Raw genomic sequence first — 20,513 nt, forward strand, 5'->3', positions numbered from 1 at the left:
TCCATCCACTACCCCTCCGTCATGCGCGGTCTTGACCCGAGGGTCCATGGACTTCAAGCGCCCCTTACCCTCGATGAAAATTGATCCTCGGGTCAAGCACGAGGATGACGGCAACGTTGGGGGACAATTGCAAGGACGTTGCGCATGAATCGGGTGGTCTGGACTTTCCTTTAGGTGTCTTCTGCCTTCAACGAAGGAGGCGCTTATGACCACGATCCGCTACATTGCCATGCCCACCAGCCTTGCGCGCCACTACCAGGCGGGCGGAGCCGACGCCAACGGCCAGACGCCCGAAGTCCACGTTTCCGATGGCGATGGAGTGCCATGTCGGCACTGTCTGCAAAACGTCGATTCGGGTGATAGGTATCTGATCCTTTCGCACCGGCCATTTCCGGCGCCGCAGCCCTATGCCGAAACGGGCCCGATTTTCCTTCATGCCGACGCATGTGAGCGCTACCTCGAAACGGAGGAGATGCCGCAGATGTTTCGTGACACCAGCGATTACATTTTGCGCGGCTATTCCTGCCAGGATCGTATCATCTATGGGACTGGGGGTGTGGTCCGAACTGCGGATATTGCCGACCGCGCAGCCGAACTTTTGCAGCGCGACGATGTTGCCTACGTGCATATGCGCTCAGCCCGGAACAATTGCTTCCAGTGCCGGATCGAGCTGCCATGAAAAAAGCCCGGACACCGGTCCGGGCTTTGCTCAATCTCGATAAGCGGGGCCTCAGGCTGCGATAGCAGCCTTGGCTTCCACCATCTCCAGGCCGAGCGCTTCGGCGACGGCCTGGTTGGTGATCCGCCCTTTGTGCACGTTGAGGCCATTGCGCAGGTGCGGATTGTCGACCAGCGCCTTGACCCCCCGGTCAGCCAGCTGAAGACCATATTGCAGCGTGGCATTGTTCAGCGCTTGCGCCGAGGTGACTGGAACGGCGCCCGGCATGTTGGCGACGCAATAGTGAATGATGCCATCCACTTCATAGGTCGGATCGGAATGGGTCGTCGCGTGCGAGGTCTCGAAGCACCCACCCTGGTCGATGGCGACATCGACGATCACTGCGCCCTTCTTCATGCCTGACAGCATCTCGCGGCTGACAAGCTTGGGAGCCGCTGCGCCTGGAATAAGCACCGCACCAACGACGATATCGGCGGAGAAAACCTCTTCATCAAGCGCTTCGATCGTTGAATAACGCGTGTGAATACGGCCCCGGAAGAGTTCATCCAGCTGCCGCAGGCGCGGGATGGACCGATCGAGAATCGTGACGTCGGCGCCAAGGCCAGTCGCCATCATCGCTGCATTGATACCGACGACACCGCCGCCGATGATCGTGACCTTGCCAGGCAGAACGCCCGGCACGCCGCCGAGCAGAACGCCGCGTCCGCCATTGGCCTTCTGCAAGGCCGTGGCGCCGGCCTGTATTGCGAGACGGCCGGCAACTTCCGACATCGGCGCAAGCAGCGGCAACCCGCCGCGCTCGTCAGTAACGGTCTCATAGGCGATCGCGGTTACGCCAGAGGCGAGGAGCCCCTTGGTCTGTTCCGGATCGGGGGCGAGGTGCAGATAAGTATAAAGAAGCTGACCTTCGCGCAGTTGCGTCCATTCGGACGGCTGCGGCTCCTTCACTTTCACGATCATGTCTGATTGCTGAAAGACGTCTTCGGCAGTCTTGACGATCTTGGCGCCTGCTGCCTGATAGGCTCCATCATCGGCGCCTATTCCAATGCCAGCTCCGGACTGGACGATGACCGTGTGGCCATGGGCGATGTATTCGCGTACGGCCCCCGGAGTGAGACCGACGCGATATTCATGGTTTTTGATTTCCTTCGGGCAGCCAACGCGCATAACGCCTCCTGTAAGTGTTCTTGTGTTCCCGTTTGAGGCAAATATTTCACCACGAATCCGTTCGCATGTCCTTGCCAAGAAGGCTCGACGCAAGGGCAATATTCGAATATTCTTGCGCAAATGCGGCACACAAGAGCGGAAAACGCGAAGAATGACATTGGACAGGATTGATATCGCGATTCTCGACAGTCTGCAGAAGGATGGCCGGATGTCGAACGCGACGCTTGCGGAGAAGGTCGGGCTGTCGCAATCAGCCTGTTCGCGGCGCCTCGATATTCTCGAAAAATCCGGGGTGATCCGCGGCTATCATGCGCGGCTCTCCAACAAGATGCTCGGGCATCCGGTGATCGTCATCGTGAATATTTCGCTGTCGGGACAGGCGGACAAGCAACTTCGCGAATTCGAGACGGCGGTGAAACGCTGCCCTAACGTCCTCGTCTGCTATCTAATGTCTGGAGAATACGACTATCTCCTGCGCATCGCTGCCAAGGATCTCGAAGACTATGAACGTATCCACAAATTCTGGCTTTCGGCCATGCCGCACGTAACCAAGATCAACTCGTCGTTCGCCCTTCGCGAGGTGGCGGACCGGACAGGGCTTGGCGTCGAAACCGCATTGATCGAGGTGGCCTCCGAACGCTAGCATTCTAGGTCGTCAGGCTTTGCGACAGCTTTTCGAAGCTTTGCCGGCGCCTTTGCAAGCCAAGCCAGCCGGATCCGGTGGCCGAGTTCCGCATCCGAAATAGCTCCAAGGTGCACCAGAATATAGGGCCAACCCTTATAGTGATCGGTTTCGAAGTAAATATCCGGAACGTTCTCCATGAGGAGCGGCTTTTCTTCGAGCGGACAATAAATGGCGAAGGTATCAGCATCCTTGAGGCGACCGATAAATGACGTCTTTACTTTCAGCGAAGGCGTCCCATGCGTCGTGCTTTGCACGAGTTCGGGCAAATCCAACGCATAGGCGACGTTCCAGACGCGTTTGAATGCATTATCCAAGTTATCGCTGGTCATAATTATGGATAGCTGACGGACCTCGATATATCAAACCCGAGTCGCCATTGGTGCCCCAGAAGCCCAGAGGGCCTGGAGCCTATCGGCGAGCGTTTTCGCGAGACTGTCCCTCCTTCGGCGCTCTATCACCAACAGGTGGAAGAATTCAGTTCTGAGAAAGCAAAATGCAAGCATCACGACCTTTAGATGGCAAATGCAATCAGCGGTTGCTCAAGTACAACAAGCTTTCCCCGTTGGGATTGCATCTCATATCCTACAGATCAAGTATGTCGCAATAGTGACTGCATATGTCGTTAAATCTTAAAATAAAAGAGGGGCGCCGTCGTATCCGGCAGTGTTACCGGTCGTCTATCCCAATTTATCGGGATCAATTTCATTATTAATTTTAAGGAACATTAAATGAAATCTATACCTGCAATATGTGTTGTCGCCGCCTGTGCCTTTCCGGCGCCACTGTGTCCGTTGGTTCGGCATTTGCCGCAACCCAATCCTCTACGCTCAACGTACGTCTTGAGGTTGTATCTGGCTGCACCGCAAATCTGCTCGACGGCACGACGCTCGATTTTGGCCAGGTCGCCGGCACACCCAGTAGTGATATCCTGCGATCGGCGCGCGTCAGCGTCTCATGCACTGGCAGGGCCGCGGTTGACGCAGCCGGCAAGCCCACAGTCACAACACCAGTCACGCTGGGACTGAACTACGGGGTAAACGCAACAGATACGCAGCGCAACCTGCGAAGCGGTGCCGATAAAATACCCTATTACCTCTACAAGAATAGCTACTATGGCGACATCTGGGGCCTGTCGGGCAGCCCTACGACATCGGGTGGTCCACTCGCCATCGACAATCTGACCGATTCGACACCGCACGAAGTGACAATCTTTGGCGTCGTGAAGAAGGGCGAAGTCACCGGCAAGCCCGTTGGCGTGTATACGGACTTGGTACAGCTTGTATTGACCTACTAAGAAACTATATCGCGGTAAATCGAAGGGTTTTCTGCGATACACTAATCGTTGCAATCCGTTGATAATCAAAGAACATTAAGGTATTTATACTATACATACTTTTAAATATTATACGATTTTCGGATTTGATAAAATGTGTTTCTGTAAGTTATTTGCCATTCTTTATTTGACCGTAATGTTTTGGATTGCTTCGCTCGCATCAGCGTCGTCGTCATCGCTGACGGTTATGCCAATCAAGTTGGACATTGCTGCCCCCCAAGTTGCCGACAAACTTACACTCGTCAATGGTGCTGACGAGTCGGTGAACGTACAGGTCAGGGTCTTCCGTTGGTCAACAGTCAACGGAGCCGAGAAACTTGAGCCGACGACGGACGTGGTCGCAAGTCCGCCTGCTGCGCGAGTCCCGGCAAAAGGGCAATACGTGCTGCGTATTGTCCGCGTCGGAAAAGCCCCGGTCGCTGGTGAAGAACGCTACCGCGTCCTGATCAATGAGATACCCGATACCAAGAAGATGAAGGCGGGAACTGTCGGTTTTGCTCTTCGATTCTCTGTTTCGATATTTTTCCATAGTCCAAACGCTGCGGATGCGAGGGTGGTTTGGAGCGTGAGGCAGACGTTGCGTGGCCTCGTCGTGAGCGGCGCCAACTCGGGCGACGTTTCCTTGCGCATTACCGATCTCAAGGTGCTGTCCGGGCGGAGGTTAGTCGCAAGTAAGTCGGGCCTGGTCGGATATGTTCAAGGTGGTGCGACATCGGATTTTCAGTTGGGCCAGGTAAAGGGTGCCCTTCGGGGGAATGTGCAGCTCAAGGCTCAAAGCGACGAAGGTGCAATTGATGTCACCATTCCGATCAGCAATTAGCCTTGGCACGCTCGCTTGCAGTCTTTTCATGACCACGCTCACATCGGCGCAACAACATCCACAGGTCCTGCCGCCTGTGGAACAGGCGACATTTTCTGGAATCGGGTCCGATACACTTTTTAACGGGGACGAGAGCCAAGCGCTCCAACCCGAAGTCTTTGTCAACGACGTCTCGACGGGCCTTATAGGCAGTTTCAATCGTGAAGGCGACGGCAGCCTGAGCACAACGGCCAAAGAATTGAAGGAACTCGGATTAAGGCCGCCGCGAGGCACAAATGAAGACGATGTTGTCCAACTGGACAGCCTGCCTGGGATTGCCTATCACGTCGTTAGTGAGACGCAGAGCGTCTATATTGATGGATCGGAGTCAGCACGGCTTCCGAAGGAAATCGACGCCAATCCATTGGATAAGCCGCTAGCGGTCACGGCCAGTCCTGGAGCGCTACTGAACTATTCGCTTTTCTCGAGCACCGATAACATGCTTGACGGTTCGATGGACGCGTTCAGGGGCATTTCCGGCGGGTTCGATGGGCGAATTTTCGGCCGGTTCGGCACGCTCAGCCAGTCGTTCACCGCCAACATGACGGACGGCGATCTGGACGGCGTACAGCGTCTCAATACGCTTTGGTCTTATTCGGATCCAGACCGCTTGATTACCTACAAAGCGGGCGATTTCGTTTCCGATGGGTTATCCTGGACCCGGCCGGTCTATCTCGGCGGCATGCAGATATCACGCAATTTCCAGCTCCGCCCGGACCTCGTTACACTGCCAATGCCCGGATTCACGGGCACCGCAGCAGTTCCTTCCACTCTGGAAGTTTATACTCGCAACGCAAAGACGTTCAGCATGGATGTTCCCGCGGGTCCGTTCACGGTGACCAATCTGCCTGCCTATACCGGTAACGGCAATGCGCAAGTCGTGGTACGGGACACCCTCGGCCGAGAGACGCGAACAACATTGCCATTCTATAACACGTCGGACATGTTGAAGCAGGGCCTCGTCGATTTCTCGGTTGAGGGCGGCTTTCCCCGCCGCAATTTCGGAACAGAATCGAACGATTACTACGGCGATCCGGTCGGCGGCGCTACGGTGCGTTACGGCGGAACGAATAGGCTCACATTGCAATCTCACATCGAAGGGGGCGCCGGTCTCATCAAATGGCGGTGCAGGGGCGGTGTTTTCGGTCGGAGGGTATGGCGCTTTTTCGCTGGGCGCAGCGGGCAGCCTGTACGAGGATAATAGAGGTATGCTACTCAGCGGAGCGGCGCAGTTCAGCCTGGGATCCTACAGTCTTTACAGCAGCGTACAGCAAACATTCGGCATTTACGATGATATCGCGTCCATTTCGGCTGACACGGATTCCGGCGATCTCAACAGCAATGGCTACTATTACACCGGCTTCACACAAGTCTACAGTCCCCGCGTGCCGAAAACCGTCATGCAGGCGTCGCTTGGTGTTCCAGTGCCTTTCGACCGTGGCAGCCTCAATTTCTCCTTGACCCACATCAACACGGATGATGGCGACAAGAGCAGCATAGCGGGCATTACTTACAGCCAATCCTTCTTCAGGAGCACGTCATTTTATGCCTCGGCCTTTACCGACTTGAATGAAAGCGACACCTTCGGCGTCTACGCTGGCCTGTCAATACCGTTCGACAATGGGATTAGCCTCAATACCGGTTTGGAACAGGCTCCAGAAGGTTTTGCTGCGGTTACCAGCCTCAACAAAGTCGAGAAGCAGGATGAAGGAAGTTTTGGCTGGCGTTTAAGGGATCGTGAAGGAGATTTCGCCAGCCGGTCTGCCGCGGCGAGCTATCGCTCAAGATACGCCAGGATTGAAGGGCAGGTCGATCAGTATGACGATATGGCGCAGGGCAGTCTTTGGGTGGATGGCGCGGTGGCCGTGGCTGGTGGGGGGATATTCGCCACGAACCGCGTCGATGACGCATTTGCCGTGGTCAAGGTTGGCGCGCCAGACGTAGAGGTGCGTTCGAACAACCGGGTCGTGGGACGCACCAATGGTTCCGGCCGCATTATCGTTTCGAGCCTAAGTTCCTACGAAAAGAACCAGATCGATATCGATACTACAAACCTTCCGGTCGATGCAGCAATCGATACGACGCGCAGCGTCGTTGTGCCGGCACGGCAAAGTGGTGTCGTTATCGACTTCGGGGTCAAGGAGGACCCGCAGGCGGCTGTGGTGGGATTCGTCGACCGTGATGGCAAGCCCCTCAATGCGGGTCTCGTTGGCAGCCTCAATGGTGCGGAAGACGCGTTCGTCGTCGGATATGATGGTCAAGCGTTTATACTGGCGCTGAAGCGCACTAACGCGGTCTCAATCCAGCTTGGTGAGGGAAGCACTTGCTCCGCACATTTCGACTATCAGGCAACACCCGGCAAGCAGGTGCAATTGGCGAATGTTCCATGCCAGTAGGAGCTTTCGATCAGATGAGCGATTGCCCGGCCGGAAAGTGTTCCTCAGCTATCCATTCCAAGAGGATTGTCAAGGTGAAAAAGTCTTGTTCTGTTTTGTACTACCTGTCGGATGATGGATAATTGCAGCACGTACACTTTTATATAGAAGCCCAGCCGTAGCAGGATAGTTTCAGTTTCAGAAGCAACATACGGCGTGAACGTGGCACGCCTTTTCGGTTCGTGCCTTCAGGCGGCACAATTGGTCGGGCCGATTACAGCTTTCATCCTGCACTAGGCATTTAGCTTATTTAGAGATGTCAAATGTCGATACGATTTGTTTGGGTCTATCTTGTGCTGATCTTTGGAGTAGCTGTTTTCGCCGATGACGCGCAAGCGGGAATAATGACCTGCACCATCGCCACTGATGGCCTCTCCCTGACGGGCAGCCCATCGGCAACGCCGATGAATGGCACTGTCGATGGGAGCGTCCAGTGTACGACGTCGCTGCTCTCTATGGTGACGCCTCAGATGGTGGGCTGCTACTCGGCCTTTACCGGTAGCGGGCAAGTCGCACCCTTTCGTACTATGAAGCAAATTGGGGGCGGCGACGAACTCGAATACCAGTTGCGTTTCGGTGGAAGTTCCGATGGCCCGATTGTAAGTGTCAACGCCTCCACGCGGTCGATCTGGCTATCTTCGAATTTTACATTCACTTTCACCATGAACTACAAGCTGTTTTACGTCGAGATACCTTCGGGTCAATATGTGAGTCCGAGATTACACCGCCGATGTCACAGTAAACCTCAACTATGCCTTTGGCGTTCCCTTGGATGCCTTTGGCATTCCTTCGCCAACGAGATGCGGAAACGACACGGCAACCGCGCAGTTCAAAATTACAGTGCATGTCGAATCAAACTGCAATCTCAACGTTGCGAGCGATCTGGATTTCGGCCGGCATGTGGCAATCAACGAGGATGTCAGGGGGCGCGGTTTGATCAATGTGCGTTGCACGAGGTCAACCCCTTACAGCATCAAGCTTGGAAGCAGGGAAGCAAACGGTCAACGTTTCATGACGATCGGTTCCGCCCGCGGTGCAGGCAAGGCCCAAATACCCTACGAACTTTACCAGGATTCGTCCTACAGCACGATTTGGGATGCCGTGAAGTCAGTTCCTTCTGGCGAAGGCAATGGCGGCGAACAGTCGATCCCAGTTTATGGTCTGGTGCGCAGGCAAGCACAGTCGTTCCCGCAAGGCATCTATACGGACATCGTCCCCGTCATACTCGAGTATTAGAGTGTTTCTTTGCTCAAGTAGACGAAGCAGGAGCCTGTAGAAATGTAATTCACCCACTACCACGGTAGCCGGCCGCTCACTGCGTCAGGGGGGCACCGCCCATGCATGAACGCCGTCTTCACTGTCGTTCGTGTGGACGGCATCGCTCTGCGATAAAGAACTGTTCTGTTCAAAAACCGATTTCGCGAAAACAGCTATTCAATGCGATAAAAGCAAAAGGCCGGGAGCGACCCGACCTTCCTAAACTTATCTCTTACATCAGTGCCAGTACATCCGTGGTCAAAGACGGAGATAAGCTGTTCGCTTGGTGACATCATTACCCCGTTAATACGACAGAATAATGACGCGCCTAAAAGAAGCGGGCAAGCGCGTACGCAGCACCTTTTCGCGCTCGAGGACAAAGGTGACGGATCAAGGTAAAGACAGGGTTAATGCGACCATCGAACTATCAGGCCGGCCCCAACAATCTGTCCTGGTTGGTGCGTCCGCCGCCTGTGCAGGTATAGCGAACCTCATAACGCGGGTCCATGATCGCCGTCACATCCTGTGCGGTACAGTTGCGCCCGGTGCTGCGCAGGAACTGTTCGGCAGCATCGCGGTATACGACCGGCGGCGTTGCAACGAGACCGCCGGCCACACCGCCTGCCAGGCTCTTGACGAAGCCTTGCGTTGCCGAACCGCCCCCACCCGGTCCAATCATCATGCGGCTGCGTGCCGGATTGTCGATGATCTGGAATGATTGGCCGCTGCTCGTCGTAAACTGCTGCTGCGGCAGCCCACCATAGTTGGATTTTGCGTAGTCGATCCCCGCACAACCGCTCATTGCGGCGAGAAGGAGAGGGGCTGTCAGCAGCAGCGAAGGTTTCATGTTGTAACTCCATATTCCGACGCCATTGCTTCGGCGTCTGATTTTCTGTCAGTGCGGAGCCAATGCCGGCTCCTGCGGGACCGGCCAGTTACTCCTTTTCGAGGTTTTCCATAAGTGCGGCCATAATTTTTCCGGCCGCTTGCGGGAGATCTTCGGCAATCAAGCCAAAACCGAGGTCGTGCGCTGCTTCGCCATGGACGTGAACTGCCGCACAGGCAGCCTCGAACGGCGGCATGCCCTGCGCCATCAATCCTGCAGTCAGGCCGGAAAGCACGTCGCCCGACCCTGCAGTTGCGAGGAGCGGCGTGCCATTGCTGTTGATGACAGCACGTCCGTCTGGCGCTGCGATCACGGTATCGGCGCCCTTATAGACAATGATTGCGTTGGCGCGGGCGGCTGCAGCGCGTGCCCGCTCGAGTTTGGACGATATCGCTTGTGCATCGAGATCGGGAAAAAGGCGCTTGAACTCACCTTCGTGCGGGGTGAGCATCAGACGCGTTTCCGGTCGGCCTTGCGCAGCGGCAAACAGCATATCGGGCCGATCCTTGAACGAAGTAATGGTATCGGCATCGAAGACGAAGCGCCCGGACTTTTGTCCAAGAAGTGTGAGCGCAAGTCGGCGTGTCTTGTCACCAATGCCAAAGCCGGGACCGATGACGAAGGTGGATGGATTGCGCGCGTCGATAAAGTCTGCAAGATCCTGTTCATGGTCGCAGCGGCTGAGCATGATGGACGTCAGATGCGCTGCATTGACAGCGAGGGCCTCGCCCGGGGAAAGAACCGTCACGGCGCCGGCGCCGCTGCGGGCGGCAGCTAGCGCCGACAAGCGCGCGGCGCCTGTGGATGTTGCGCCACCCGAGAACACGGCGACATGGCCGCGCCGGTATTTATGCGTGTCGACCTCGGGCGACGGCAGTTCGCTACGCCATAGGCCTGGTGCATTCTCGAAGCAGCGCGGCGCGATCACGGACAGGACGTCGTCGCTTATCCCGATATCGTGGACGATGAGGTCGCCGCAGAGCGTGCGACCGGGATAGAGCAGGTGTCCGGGCTTCTTCTTGAAAAACGTGATCGTGCAATCCGCTTGGAAGACAGTCCCGAGCGCTTGACCGGTCGCACCGTCGAGGCCTGAGGGAACATCGACGGCGATACGGCGCACCGCCGCCTGATTGGCTCGCTCTATGGCGGCCGCTGCCTTGCCGGTAACGGGACGGTCGAGCCCGGCGCCGAACAGTGCGTCGATGACGACGGATGCGGGTTTTGGCGTAAATCCTTCGATTGGGCGAGGCGGTTTTGCATAGTCTGCGAGCGCCCGAGCGGCGTCACTGGCCGGCTTTGGTGGGCCTGCCGACCAGACATGGACGCTGTTGCCGCTATCGATGAGCGCGCGGGCAATCACATAGCCGTCTCCGCCATTATTGCCAGGACCGCAAAGAATGTGAAACTCGATCGCGTCGCCGTGCGTGGCGAGGAGATAGCGCGCGATCCCTTCGCCAGCGCGGAGCATCAGCGTATAACCGTCTCCTGGTCCGGCGGTGATGGTGAGCCGGTCGGCCTCGCTCATCTCGGCCGGTGTCAAGATCTCATATGCCATGGCGCGCTTTCCTTTGAACCATTCGGATCGAGACTAGAACAATTCCTCGTTAAATGAAGCAGGTGGAACAGAACCTGATGGGCAGGGGATCTAATCTGCAACTTTCAACGCGGTAATGCCGTCAAGGTTCAATTTGCGCCGGTACGGCATGAGCGGTTGTGATCGATAAGGATTGATTAGTCAGCGCCCAGGCGCACGAGCACGGCGCGCGGGATGGCATAGTGATTGATGGCGTCGTCATGTTTGCGCAGGCCGCAAAGTTCGCGCTGTATGAAATAGGCGTGCACCGCCCTGGCGGCTGCCTTCAGGTGGACAGCGCGTTCGTCTTCCGGCGCTACTCTCAACCGCTCCAATGTCAGTTCTACCTTCTGCCCGGCGCGCCCCAGCGTGGCGGCCATCTCAGCAATAATCTCCATGTCGATGGCGCTAGGCCGGACTCCGCGATCGAAGCTTGACGATGTATTTTGTGGCGGTCGAAGCGACATTGGCAGCTCAAATTGATAGTCATACGCGAACGAAGATGACAATTCGAGCACAGCACATGCCGTATCGCAAGTGCGCTCCGCGCCGAGCCAAGGTCGATTTGGCGCGGAGCGGGTGCACTGAGAATACCTCGACCGACCAATTCTACGCCGAGCGGAATCGGGCTATGATCCGATTCAGGCACGACCCATGCCTCCCCCCTCCATCCGGGAAAGGAGTATTTCATGCGGGGTTGAATCATCTTCGAACCGACTGTTCGAGCACGAGACATGAGGAGGGATTGTATCAAATGCTCGCAATAGGAGGTTGTATTGATGAAGTTATCCGCCCCCATTTTCCATTTGAAGCGCCAGGCCCGAATCTTATCGCGTGAACTGAACATACCGCTGCACAAAGCGCTTGATCAGGTTGCAGCCACGGAGGGTCTCACGAGCTGGAGCTTACTTGCAGCCAAAGCATCACCAGCCTTGGCAGCGGGAGAATTGTTTTCACGACTGAATCCGGGAGATCTGGTCTTGGTTGGCGCGCGGCCGGGTCAGGGTAAAACTCTAATGGGGCTGAAACTCGCCGTAGAGGCGATGAAATCGGGTAATCGAAGTGCCTTCTTCACGCTCGAGTTTACGGCAAACGACGTTGCCGAAGGTTTCCGCGCAATCGGAGCGGATCGATCCCACACAATTCCAAGAACGGTTCGAACTGGATTACTCGGACGCAATTCGTTCCGACTACATAATCGGGAGGCTGGAAATGGCTCCTCGTGGTACACTGGCGGTCGTCGATTACCTGCAGATACTCGATCAGAACCGCGAAAAACCTGAATTGATGACTCAAGTGCGCGCGCTCCGTACCTTTGCGCGAGCAAGAGGGCTGATCATCGTGCTCATTTCGCAGATCGACCGATCATATGATCCATCGTTGAAGCCGTGTCCCGCTCTGGAAGATGTCCGATTGCCGAATCCGCTGGATTTGGCGCTGTTCGACAAGGCGCTGTTCATGAACAATGGTGCGGTGCGGTTCCGGGTGGTGAACTAGTTTGCTTCGTTAAACCAGCGGCAAGGCGTAACTATGCTTCACGATCTGGCTCGGCACATCGGTCTTCACGTTCTGAATGCCGTTCACCCGGGTCAGATGGGTCGATTGAAAGTGGCGGTAGTCATCAAGGTCCGCGACGACGACCCGCAACAAAGCGTCGCTCTCACCCAACATGATGTAGCACTCCATGACCTGGGGCAGCCGCTTCATGGCGTCGATAAAGTGATCAATGGTCTCGGCGTCCTGGGCGGTCAGCCAGACGCGCGCGAACATTGACAGGGGTAGACCCACTTTAGCCTGGTCAAGCACTGCCACGTAACGGTCAATGATGCCTGCCTCCTCGAGCAGTTTCATGCGGCGAAGGCAGGGAGAGGGCGAAAGCCCCACCTCATCAGGGCAATCGACGCTGTGAAAGACCGGGGTGCGCCTGTCGAGGCAAATCGGGTGTTTGAAGACGTTCGTGCGATGGTCCGATGGGGGCGCGGTCGTGGCGATCTAGATAGCAACTTGACCGAAGGTATGGCGAGGCCGACCGAACCTGTCGACCGCGACCGCGTGCTAACGGCCGACGATATCAAGACGATGTGGGCCGCCTTAATCGAAGCCGACATGCGGGAAAGCACCCGACGCATTTTGCGCCTGTGCTTGGTTAGAGGGCAGCGTATCGGAGAGATCGCCGGCATGGTGCGCAGCGAACTGGATCTGATACGCGATCTGTGGACGATACCAGGTACGCGTACCAAGAATGGCCGCGACCATGTTGTCCCGCTTTGCGAAAATGGCAATCCGAATCATCGCCGATCAGATCGCAGACGTGACAGCGCTGTCGGAGCGGAAGGGCAGGGCGATTCCGCCTTTCGTTTTTCCAGCACCAGGAGCCGGTGCAGCCGTCACTGGCGCATCTGTCCCAAAGGCAGTGAAGCGCGAAGAGATCGCCAAGCGTGGGGTAGTGACGATCATGGGCATTAGGCCGTGGACGCCCCATGACCTTCGTCGATCGGCAGCGACGGGCATGGAAGAAATCGGCGTTTCGCCTTTCATTGTCGGGCATGTGTTGAACCATGTATCGGCCACAAGAGCACCGTAACTTCGCGCGTCTATGCGCGTTACGATTATATGCGCGAGAAGCGCGAAGCGCTTAATCTTTGGGCCGATCGACTCGCTGCCATCATCGAAGGCAATGGAAAAATCGAGCAACTGTTCGGTGAGGCAGTTGTATGAACCGGCCTGTGCAATCGCCATTCAACCCCGAAAACTTCTTGCGGCACACGAGAAAGGTTAAGGCGATTAACAAGGAAACGGAAGAAGTCATCTCGGATAAGGTTGCGCACTCCCTCAATCGCTACCTCGAGAACTGGGACGAGGCCTTTGAGCGCGAGAGCAGCCGGCTCAAGAGGATAATTGATGGCTTAAACACAGCGCTCGCTGCGATCTTAGCGAAGAAGTGGACATTTCCCGATAGCGATTCCATGCCTTTCCATGACGAGGCCAGCGCCTTTGGCTGGTTATCCGCCAAAGGAGCGATACCCCCGTACATAGGCGGTCATGAAGACTTTATTTTAGGCGATCCAGATCTGCTCTTGGAGTTTGAGCGGGATTGGCACACGCACAATCTGTGGGAGGTTCGAAAAGACTTCGAACAGCAACATCGGGACCTGCTCGAATTCCATGCTTCTCGGGCGAAGGATCACCCGAGCCGGCAGCCAACGTCTGCGGCCAGGTTGCCGGCTGATATTCAGGAATTAATTCACGACCTTTGCCAAATCTGGCATGACCATGTTGACTCGCAACTTCGGCTGCCAAGGAAGGACCCACAGCCGAATAATCCTTTACTCCGATTCATAGACGAATGTTTGACAATAGCACTCGGGAACCAGCGACCAGCAAAAAAGACGCTGCTCGACTTCATACTGAAGCGTAGTCGCCACGCAATTCGTAGGCGGGATGCGGTATTCGAGCAGCGGATGCGCCAATTGAAGCTCAATCCCGAAGATTGAAGCAATCCCGATAATGGCCCTAGCGATGCCGCGTTGGCATTACGGAACGGTGGACTTTTCGGCCATTCCAATGGTGCGAAAAAGTCCACGGTGACTACACGCTGCAATTGGACGATCCTTCTCGCACCGAGATGTACTCGCGTGAGGAAAGAAGATGCAGCAGTCTAATCCTTTAGAGGATATTGATGATCTGGTTGATGAGGCTTGCGCATGCCGCATTATTGGCGGCCTTAACTCTCCGATTCACCGCTCGACACTGTGGCGGGGCATAAAGGCCGGTCGCTACTGCAAGCCTTTGAAAGTTGGACCTAATATTAACCGCTGGCGGCGCCTTGAGCTGGTCGCTTGCCTTCAAAAAGCAGCAGCTGCGCGCAACGAGAGTGTCAGACCGAGTTGCGATTTTGGAGAAGCCCAACCGCCGGCTTCGGGAGGCGTGTCATGAGCGCCACTGCGACTGGCCTGTCCGTTCGAGAGATCCTTCGGGAATTGTGCGAACGCTTGAAGACCTTTGCGACCAGCAAGCGTCCGACGATCTCAAGAGGGCCGCCAGGATCATTGAGGAACTTGCGCTCGAAAGCCCTCGGCTGGAAGCGGCGCGACCCTTGCTGCAACAGGCGCTCGAAGCCGATGACCAGTTTCTGGAGAAGGCCGAACTCAAGAGAGCCGCGCAGCTTACTAACTATGCCTCAGCATTAGGAATTCAAATGCCCTTGAGGAGGACGTGATGGCCACAAGTGCGCCCCGATTTTCTCAGATTTTGCTGGTCGCTCTGACCTCGCCCTATGCTGGGGAGCGCCTTAACGCGCTCGATCGGGTCGCGGTGATGTTGCAGGAATCGGGACACGATCCGTACTGGCTTGTGGAACGCCTGCCTTCATTGGACGACCCCTTTGCCGAGCTAGCTCGCCAGAAGTTTGAGCGCTGGGAGAAGGATTGGTTCACCTAGGCGACAGCGTTCGCATCCAACACCCTGACCCGAGGACTAGAGGAGAGCTTCGCCCATGTTGGGCAAGGCGCGCGACGCTTTTGCGCGCTCATGTGTCGCACGTTGAAAGACAAGACGCGCATCAACTGACAAAGGTAAATCAAATGGCCACGATGAACGAACTTTACCCGAGTAAGTACCTATCCGCTCCCGACTTGAACGGCAAGAAAGTCACGGTCACCATCGATCACGTCCAAGTCGAAGACTTCGACGACCACGGCCGCGTTATAAAGAAGCCCGTCGTTTACTTCAAGAATGCCGTTAAGGGCCTGGTCTGTAACAAGACCAACTTCGCGGCGATCGTGCTAATCACGGGCAAGCCCAACAGTGATGACTGGACCGGTGCTCGCATTACTCTTGTTGCCACGATGGTTTCGTTTAACGGCAAGATGACGGAGTCCATTCGTGTCGAAAAACCGGAGGAGCGTGGAGGCGGTGCCCCCACAGCCCCAGTCCCGGTGAGCCCAGTGCCGCCCCCGGCTGACGCTCTGGACCTGGACGACGAAATCCCGTTCTAGACGACGATGAATCGGCGGCGTCATACCGCCGCCGATTCAATTCAACTGCAGCTGAAAGGTTCTCGAAAAATGCGTTCGCGTTTGCATCGCGCAGCATTGGCCTTTGCGGCGAGAGGTATTCCAGTATTCCCCTGCCACCCGCGTGGAAAGGAACCGGCTACAACACGCGGCTTACTTGCGGCGACCACCGACACCGGAGTAATCGAGAGCTGGTGGGAACCTGCACCGGATCTAAACATAGGAATCCCGACGGGTGCACCATCTGGGGTCTGGGTGCTGGATATCGACAATGAGGAGGGGGAAGCAAGCCTGCGCAATCTGGAGGCTGAGCATGGCCCGCTTCCTTCTACCATTGAAGTCATCACTGGTCGGGGCCGACACCTCTATTTTCGGTTGGGTGAACACAGCCTCAGGAACAGCGTCGGGAGAATCGGCAATGGTATCGATGTGCGGGGCGACGGCGGGTATGTTCTGGCTCCGCCAAGCGTCCATCCCACCACCCGGCTGTACACATGGTCTGTCGACAGCGCCGAAAGCTTTTCAGATGCACCCGACTGGCTGTGCAGGCTAGCCGAAGCCGCCGAAACCGACGGTAAGGGCAGGTCACTGGAGGGCTGGCACCGCACATTGACAGAACCAATTCATGAAGGAAGCCGGAACGTCACTCTCGCCAGTATAGCCGGAAAGTTGCTCTGCCACGACGTCAATCTGGTTCGTCGTGATTGACCTCCTGCATTGCGTCAACATAGCAAGATGCATGCCATTGCTGGCAGCTCAGGATGTTGATCGCATCGCCATGTCAGTCGCGAGAACCCACCTGATGCGCCGGGGCGACTGGACATGAGCGGAGATTTAGATCCCGAGGTATTAGAATTATCCGAACTGCTGGAGACGGCAAAAGGTCCGCCTCCCAGCCTGCAAGAATGGGATGCGGGCGAAGACCAGGAGCCGATCCCGCCACGGCAGTGGCTACTCGGAAATGTTATCTGCAGGCGCTTCGTGAGCTCGCTGCTGGCGGATGGCGGCACCGGAAAGACCGCGTTGCGGGTTGCACAAGCGCTGGCCCTTGCGACCGGGAGAAATCTCACGGGTGAAAATGTGTTTCAGCGTTGTCGCGTACTACTCGTTTCGCTCGAAGACGACCGAGACGAGCTTCGTCGTCGAGTACGAGCTGCCCAGTATCACCACGGAATTGCGTATGAAGACATCAAAGGCTGGCTGTTTTTGTCGGCTCCGGGCGGAAAGGCTGGAAAGCTGTTGACGCTTGACGGCAGGGGGCGTCCCACCGTCGGCGGCCTTGGCGAAGCACTGCAACAAAGCATTGAGCGCAACGGGATAGATGTCCTTTGCCTTGATCCTTTCGTGAAAACACACGCACTTTCCGAAAACGACAACAATCAGATGGATCAGGTGATCGAGTCTCTAGCCAGCTTGGCTATGGAGAAAAATATTGCTGTCGATGTTCCGCATCATACGGCAAAAGGTATGATTGGCCCCGGTAATGCCGATCGTGGTCGTGGTGCCAGTGCAATCAAGGATGGGGCGCGCCTTGTTTACACGCTGACGACCATGAGTGAAGATGAGGCGGACAGGTTTGGCATTTCTTATGCCGACCGGCGGCTTTATCTTCGGACCGACAGCGGCAAGGTCAATATCACACCGCCGGCGAGTACTGCGAAGTGGTTCAAATTAGTCGGTGTTGCGCTTGGCAACACGGGTTGACCGACGATTTGGTGAACCGAATACTTACCGCGATAGAAGTAGGAACTCCCGACGGGGATCGCTACTCCGATGCAGCTGCGGCGACGACGCGGGCGGCATGGAAGGTGGTCCAGAACCAACTGCCGTCCAAGACAAAAGAACAGTGTCGGGAAATGATCATAACGTGGATCAGAAATGGCCTGCTCGTCAGGAAGGTCTATCATAGTGCCACCGACAGGAAAGATCGCGAAGGGCTTTACCTCGACGAGGCAAAGCGACCGGGGTGGGTCTCTTGACGAATGCTGAACTTGTGCGCCAACGAAGAAAGTCAATGGCGCACGGATGACGCAAAATCAGTGTGCGCTATTGGTAAGGTGCCCTAAAGAGATTTAATGGCGCATTTGCATGCGCCAATTGAATCCCCCAATGGCGCACCATTGAGCGGACAATTTTCGAATAGACGCGCGGGGCAAATCACCGATGGAAACTGTGGTAAAGTCTTCCATTCTGCGTTCATTTTCCGCTGAGACATTCGTTAAGCGCGTGTTGCCGTCTGCGCAAAATACCCAACGAATGTTAGGGGCTTCCTTCACAAGGGATAAAAGATACGCGAGATGAAGATCGTCTCCCGCTATGACGTCATCCACGAATAACAGTATGGGGGTTGTCTCGATGACCTTTGCCGCAATCTTACCGTCAGAGATCTCGTTCGCGTAAGCTCTCACGGCTCGCCAAATGGCACTTCTACCCTTCTGAAAATCATAAAATTTCGCTCGTAACGGTAGTCGAGGCGTCGCAGTCAATCCAGTTGCTGTCTTTAATGCCGCATAGTGGATGAGCGTGGTTTTTCCCGACTCGGGGGGTCCCAATAGAAGTACGTTCTCGGTTGCATCCAGGAGATCGGCCAAAGCTACGTGTTTCGTTTCCGTTTGCTCATCAGTCTCTCCAGACTCCTCAGACACTCTTTTAGACGTAGAAAGTGGGGGGCATACAAAAAATTTTTCCAGATCGAGCCCATCGTCATTAGATAACCGAACATGCTCGTCCCCAATCCGCTTGATAGCGGGGCGAATAGTGGCCAAGAGTGACATTAAATTGCCACCTCCCGTCCCGCGCGATATAGGAAAATCAAATGTTATCTTACCATTTGGAATAGCTCCAAGCGCGGGGATGAAGGATCGCACTCTATCCGAGTATTCGCGAGCTGAGATTGTCGCCGTACCGTCTTGCAAGTTGAGCTCTACAATGCTGTACCCATTATAATAGTCGCGATTCTGGTATAGACATCCGGTTTGGGAGTATATCGCTCCCCATTGGGGCCTTGGTGTAGGACGGGATCGTGTTGTGGACATGTCCGTAGAAGAAAATATCAAATTTGGCGTGCAATCTAGATTCCACCGCTGTGCGGTCCGATTCTACCAACCAGTCTAAGGGGTGATGAAATACTGCGATTCGAAGAGCAGCATCTTCTGTTGAAGCTATCGTCAAATCGATAGCTCTCTCGCCAATAATCAAACTGCCCTTGTCGGAATCACCGCCTTCTCCGGTGCACCGCCAAGAAGAATTAAACGAGCAGACAGCGATTTTAACGCCTTTGATCTCAATTTTCTGAATTGCTGAAAATGGCGACACGCTCCATCCATCGGCAACCAATGGATGCCAAACGGATTTATAAAAATGACGCATTCGCCAAAAGGCTTCGGGCAAGCTACTACCAGAAATGTCCGTCCCAACGTACTGGTCAATGAATGAGTTGATTGAGGCCCTGTCCCGAAGCGTCTGCTGCAAACCAGTCTCAATAAAACCCTGCTTCCGGACTACTTCGCAATCGATATCGTGATTGCCAGGGCAAATGGCAATGCGGCTTCTCTCCAATGAAAAGGTGTCTAAAACCGGTTGTAATAGATCTGCTGACGCTTCTTCGAAATTTTTCTCTGAGTATCCAGCTTGTACAAGGTCACCGGAGAAAACTATCAAATCGATTTCCGTCTGAGATTTTATTTCTCCCAAGTCCTTTTTTAGCGCATCCACTACTATCTGCTGATCACCCGTTGAATGACCGCGATGATGAAGATCTGATAAATGAAGAATATTTAGTCGCAACATTATCTCCCAAGGCGGAAATTTGTTCACCATCTATACGGTAATTCCGGCATACCATCCATTGCCGCACGATATACTGACCTCTGACCTCTGACCTCTGATAGAGAGCAATACTTCTCGATAAGACAATCTCGCAAAGCCGTCGAGGGGCGTCTCTAACAAGCTGTGCATAAGGCCGCTGGGCTAAGCTTTCTGCAAACTATTCGAGTCGTATCGTGGCGGTTGCATGCAGGCGCAATGCATACTTGGCAAACCACGCTGCCACGATCAGTCCAATGTTAAATGGGGTTCACTTACGACTGGAACTTCGCGCGGAGATATCTGCAAGGGTCCAATTAGCGGACATGCCAGTTGCCAAGCAATACCCCGACGGCGTTATTGTTTGATTGGGCGGCGTCCCATGCACCAGCCCGCCGCACCAATGTAACGGACTCCGTACATAAAGGTACACTTTCTAGCACGTAGCCTCTTGCGCGTATTCTTTGCGTACACTAATACTACGTTTAGTGATCTCTTAGAGGAAAGTATACGGAAATGGCGATTGTTGGCTATGCGCGCGTGTCCAGCGTCGGGCAGGATCATGCGGGACAGGTGGAACGGCTGAAGGCGGCCGGCGCGACCAAAATCTTCCAGGAGAAGCGCTCGGGCGTCGATCGCGAGCGCGAAGAGCTGCAAAAGTGCCTGGATTATGTGCGGGAGGGTGACACGCTCATGGTGACGAAGCTCGATCGCCTGGCGCGCTCGGCCGTCGATCTTTATGCCATCGTGACCCTGCTGGACGGCAAGGGCGTCGCCTTCAAGGTGCTGGACGATGCGGCCGTTGATACGACAAGTCGTA

23 protein-coding genes and 2 pseudogenes are annotated in these 20,513 nt (G+C 55.4%); 16 read left to right on the plus strand and 9 right to left on the minus strand.

From position 1 onward, the window contains the following. The first annotated feature begins 205 nt into the window (after positions 1–205). Positions 206–679 carry a DUF1203 domain-containing protein gene (locus AAAB35_RS00350; protein WP_340666269.1) on the plus strand — a complete coding sequence of 158 codons (474 nt, stop codon included), beginning with the start codon at positions 206–208 and terminating at the stop codon, positions 677–679. A gap of 51 nt (positions 680–730) precedes the next feature. On the opposite strand, the gene ald is transcribed toward AAAB35_RS00350, so the two are convergent. Continuing rightward, complete coding sequence (gene ald, locus AAAB35_RS00355; RefSeq protein WP_340666270.1) at positions 731–1,846, minus strand: alanine dehydrogenase; 1,116 nt, start codon at positions 1,844–1,846, stop codon at positions 731–733. Positions 1,847–1,997: 151 nt separating this feature from the next. On the opposite strand from ald, the gene AAAB35_RS00360 reads away from it, so the two are divergent. Then, on the plus strand, positions 1,998–2,489 hold the full coding sequence (locus tag AAAB35_RS00360; RefSeq protein WP_340666271.1) for an Lrp/AsnC family transcriptional regulator: 492 nt from the start codon (positions 1,998–2,000) through the stop codon (positions 2,487–2,489). Here AAAB35_RS00360 and AAAB35_RS00365 read toward each other — a convergent pair. Next, the gene (locus AAAB35_RS00365; protein ID WP_340666272.1) at positions 2,486–2,860 is read right to left on the minus strand and encodes an MmcQ/YjbR family DNA-binding protein; all 375 of its coding nucleotides are present in this window, start codon (positions 2,858–2,860) and stop codon (positions 2,486–2,488) included. The two genes, AAAB35_RS00360 and AAAB35_RS00365, sit on opposite strands and share 4 nt — an antisense overlap. Positions 2,861–3,315: 455 nt before the next feature. On the opposite strand from AAAB35_RS00365, the gene AAAB35_RS00370 reads away from it, so the two are divergent. The 5 genes from AAAB35_RS00370 to AAAB35_RS00390 all read left to right on the plus strand — a co-directional run bounded on the left by AAAB35_RS00370 (position 3,316) and on the right by AAAB35_RS00390 (position 8,394). Then, entirely contained in the window at positions 3,316–3,825 is a 510-nt protein-coding gene (locus tag AAAB35_RS00370) for a spore coat protein U domain-containing protein (protein WP_340666273.1), read from the plus strand. 226 nt (positions 3,826–4,051) lie between these two features. Next, a complete protein-coding gene (locus AAAB35_RS00375; RefSeq protein ID WP_340666274.1) occupies positions 4,052–4,684 on the plus strand; it encodes a fimbria/pilus periplasmic chaperone in 633 nt (210 codons plus the stop codon). A gap of 28 nt (positions 4,685–4,712) precedes the next feature. Beyond that, entirely contained in the window at positions 4,713–5,924 is a 1,212-nt protein-coding gene (locus tag AAAB35_RS00380; protein WP_340666275.1) for a fimbria/pilus outer membrane usher protein, read from the plus strand. Between the two features lie 7 nt (positions 5,925–5,931). After that, positions 5,932–7,119 (plus strand): fimbria/pilus outer membrane usher protein, encoded by a 1,188-nt coding sequence (locus AAAB35_RS00385; RefSeq protein WP_340666276.1) that lies wholly within the window; start codon positions 5,932–5,934, stop codon positions 7,117–7,119. Between the two features lie 807 nt (positions 7,120–7,926). Then, entirely contained in the window at positions 7,927–8,394 is a 468-nt protein-coding gene (locus tag AAAB35_RS00390) for a spore coat U domain-containing protein (RefSeq protein WP_340666277.1), read from the plus strand. Positions 8,395–8,842: 448 nt separating this feature from the next. Here AAAB35_RS00390 and AAAB35_RS00395 read toward each other — a convergent pair whose 3' ends face one another. From AAAB35_RS00395 to AAAB35_RS00405, 3 genes are all read right to left on the minus strand, one after another. After that, complete coding sequence (locus tag AAAB35_RS00395; RefSeq protein ID WP_340666278.1) at positions 8,843–9,262, minus strand: hypothetical protein; 420 nt, start codon at positions 9,260–9,262, stop codon at positions 8,843–8,845. Positions 9,263–9,350: 88 nt separating this feature from the next. Continuing rightward, a complete protein-coding gene (locus AAAB35_RS00400; RefSeq protein ID WP_340666279.1) occupies positions 9,351–10,856 on the minus strand; it encodes an NAD(P)H-hydrate dehydratase in 1,506 nt (501 codons plus the stop codon). A 176-nt stretch (positions 10,857–11,032) separates the two neighbouring features. Next, the gene (locus tag AAAB35_RS00405) at positions 11,033–11,341 is read right to left on the minus strand and encodes a DUF6665 family protein (protein WP_340666280.1); all 309 of its coding nucleotides are present in this window, start codon (positions 11,339–11,341) and stop codon (positions 11,033–11,035) included. A gap of 312 nt (positions 11,342–11,653) precedes the next feature. Here AAAB35_RS00405 and AAAB35_RS00410 point away from each other — a divergent pair. Next, positions 11,654–12,371, plus strand: a pseudogene (locus AAAB35_RS00410) (DNA helicase). Between the two features lie 9 nt (positions 12,372–12,380). Here the strand turns inward: AAAB35_RS00410 and AAAB35_RS00415 are convergent. Continuing rightward, positions 12,381–12,761: pseudogene (locus AAAB35_RS00415) on the minus strand (Lrp/AsnC family transcriptional regulator); the annotation flags it as partial. 204 nt (positions 12,762–12,965) lie between these two features. Beyond that, positions 12,966–13,130, minus strand: coding sequence for a hypothetical protein (locus AAAB35_RS00420; RefSeq protein ID WP_340666281.1), 165 nt, complete (start codon positions 13,128–13,130; stop codon positions 12,966–12,968). A 19-nt stretch (positions 13,131–13,149) separates the two neighbouring features. Here AAAB35_RS00420 and AAAB35_RS00425 point away from each other — a divergent pair, with 19 nt between their 5' ends. The 7 genes from AAAB35_RS00425 to AAAB35_RS00455 all read left to right on the plus strand — a co-directional run bounded on the left by AAAB35_RS00425 (position 13,150) and on the right by AAAB35_RS00455 (position 17,868). Continuing rightward, positions 13,150–13,458 carry a hypothetical protein gene (locus AAAB35_RS00425; RefSeq protein ID WP_340666282.1) on the plus strand — a complete coding sequence of 103 codons (309 nt, stop codon included), beginning with the start codon at positions 13,150–13,152 and terminating at the stop codon, positions 13,456–13,458. A 130-nt stretch (positions 13,459–13,588) separates the two neighbouring features. Further along, positions 13,589–14,368 carry a hypothetical protein gene (locus AAAB35_RS00430; protein ID WP_340666283.1) on the plus strand — a complete coding sequence of 260 codons (780 nt, stop codon included), beginning with the start codon at positions 13,589–13,591 and terminating at the stop codon, positions 14,366–14,368. A gap of 724 nt (positions 14,369–15,092) precedes the next feature. Continuing rightward, positions 15,093–15,314 carry a hypothetical protein gene (locus AAAB35_RS00435; protein WP_340666284.1) on the plus strand — a complete coding sequence of 74 codons (222 nt, stop codon included), beginning with the start codon at positions 15,093–15,095 and terminating at the stop codon, positions 15,312–15,314. Positions 15,315–15,457: 143 nt separating this feature from the next. Continuing rightward, on the plus strand, positions 15,458–15,871 hold the full coding sequence (locus tag AAAB35_RS00440; RefSeq protein ID WP_340666285.1) for a hypothetical protein: 414 nt from the start codon (positions 15,458–15,460) through the stop codon (positions 15,869–15,871). Positions 15,872–15,940: 69 nt separating this feature from the next. Continuing rightward, positions 15,941–16,597: a bifunctional DNA primase/polymerase gene (locus AAAB35_RS00445; protein WP_340666286.1), complete on the plus strand. Its 657-nt coding sequence runs from the start codon at positions 15,941–15,943 to the stop codon at positions 16,595–16,597. A 114-nt stretch (positions 16,598–16,711) separates the two neighbouring features. After that, the gene (locus AAAB35_RS00450; protein ID WP_340666287.1) at positions 16,712–17,593 is read left to right on the plus strand and encodes an AAA family ATPase; all 882 of its coding nucleotides are present in this window, start codon (positions 16,712–16,714) and stop codon (positions 17,591–17,593) included. Beyond that, on the plus strand, positions 17,590–17,868 hold the full coding sequence (locus tag AAAB35_RS00455; protein WP_340666288.1) for a hypothetical protein: 279 nt from the start codon (positions 17,590–17,592) through the stop codon (positions 17,866–17,868). The genes AAAB35_RS00450 and AAAB35_RS00455 overlap by 4 nt, the downstream gene beginning before the upstream one ends. Before the next feature lie 93 nt (positions 17,869–17,961). Here AAAB35_RS00455 and AAAB35_RS00460 read toward each other — a convergent pair whose 3' ends face one another. Both AAAB35_RS00460 and AAAB35_RS00465 read right to left on the minus strand, forming a co-directional pair. After that, the gene (locus AAAB35_RS00460) at positions 17,962–18,663 is read right to left on the minus strand and encodes a hypothetical protein (RefSeq protein ID WP_340666289.1); all 702 of its coding nucleotides are present in this window, start codon (positions 18,661–18,663) and stop codon (positions 17,962–17,964) included. A gap of 166 nt (positions 18,664–18,829) precedes the next feature. Continuing rightward, on the minus strand, positions 18,830–19,708 hold the full coding sequence (locus AAAB35_RS00465) for a metallophosphoesterase (protein ID WP_340666290.1): 879 nt from the start codon (positions 19,706–19,708) through the stop codon (positions 18,830–18,832). A 501-nt stretch (positions 19,709–20,209) separates the two neighbouring features. Between AAAB35_RS00465 and AAAB35_RS00470 the strand changes: the two genes are divergently transcribed. Then, positions 20,210–20,513: recombinase family protein (locus AAAB35_RS00470; protein ID WP_340666291.1), on the plus strand; the 304-nt coding region annotated here is incomplete at its 3' end.

Source organism: Phyllobacterium sp., from assembly GCF_037994425.1.
Lineage (GTDB): Bacteria > Pseudomonadota > Alphaproteobacteria > Rhizobiales > Rhizobiaceae > Phyllobacterium.

Coding starts and splice junctions, on each gene's coding strand:
- AAAB35_RS00450 (WP_340666287.1), top strand. CDS start 16,712: ATGAGCGGAGATTTAGATCCCGAGGTATTAGAATTATCCGAACTGCTG.
- AAAB35_RS00420 (WP_340666281.1), bottom strand. CDS start 13,130: ATGGTCGCGGCCATTCTTGGTACGCGTACCTGGTATCGTCCACAGATC.
- AAAB35_RS00460 (WP_340666289.1), bottom strand. CDS start 18,663: ATGTCACTCTTGGCCACTATTCGCCCCGCTATCAAGCGGATTGGGGAC.
- AAAB35_RS00465 (WP_340666290.1), bottom strand. CDS start 19,708: ATGGTGAACAAATTTCCGCCTTGGGAGATAATGTTGCGACTAAATATT.
- AAAB35_RS00405 (WP_340666280.1), bottom strand. CDS start 11,341: ATGTCGCTTCGACCGCCACAAAATACATCGTCAAGCTTCGATCGCGGA.
- AAAB35_RS00385 (WP_340666276.1), top strand. CDS start 5,932: ATGCTACTCAGCGGAGCGGCGCAGTTCAGCCTGGGATCCTACAGTCTT.
- AAAB35_RS00430 (WP_340666283.1), top strand. CDS start 13,589: ATGAACCGGCCTGTGCAATCGCCATTCAACCCCGAAAACTTCTTGCGG.
- AAAB35_RS00440 (WP_340666285.1), top strand. CDS start 15,458: ATGGCCACGATGAACGAACTTTACCCGAGTAAGTACCTATCCGCTCCC.
- AAAB35_RS00435 (WP_340666284.1), top strand. CDS start 15,093: ATGGCCACAAGTGCGCCCCGATTTTCTCAGATTTTGCTGGTCGCTCTG.
- AAAB35_RS00350 (WP_340666269.1), top strand. CDS start 206: ATGACCACGATCCGCTACATTGCCATGCCCACCAGCCTTGCGCGCCAC.
- AAAB35_RS00425 (WP_340666282.1), top strand. CDS start 13,150: ATGGCAATCCGAATCATCGCCGATCAGATCGCAGACGTGACAGCGCTG.
- AAAB35_RS00380 (WP_340666275.1), top strand. CDS start 4,713: ATGACCACGCTCACATCGGCGCAACAACATCCACAGGTCCTGCCGCCT.
- ald (WP_340666270.1), bottom strand. CDS start 1,846: ATGCGCGTTGGCTGCCCGAAGGAAATCAAAAACCATGAATATCGCGTC.
- AAAB35_RS00400 (WP_340666279.1), bottom strand. CDS start 10,856: ATGGCATATGAGATCTTGACACCGGCCGAGATGAGCGAGGCCGACCGG.
- AAAB35_RS00375 (WP_340666274.1), top strand. CDS start 4,052: ATGCCAATCAAGTTGGACATTGCTGCCCCCCAAGTTGCCGACAAACTT.
- AAAB35_RS00395 (WP_340666278.1), bottom strand. CDS start 9,262: ATGAAACCTTCGCTGCTGCTGACAGCCCCTCTCCTTCTCGCCGCAATG.
- AAAB35_RS00360 (WP_340666271.1), top strand. CDS start 1,998: ATGACATTGGACAGGATTGATATCGCGATTCTCGACAGTCTGCAGAAG.
- AAAB35_RS00445 (WP_340666286.1), top strand. CDS start 15,941: ATGCGTTCGCGTTTGCATCGCGCAGCATTGGCCTTTGCGGCGAGAGGT.
- AAAB35_RS00365 (WP_340666272.1), bottom strand. CDS start 2,860: ATGACCAGCGATAACTTGGATAATGCATTCAAACGCGTCTGGAACGTC.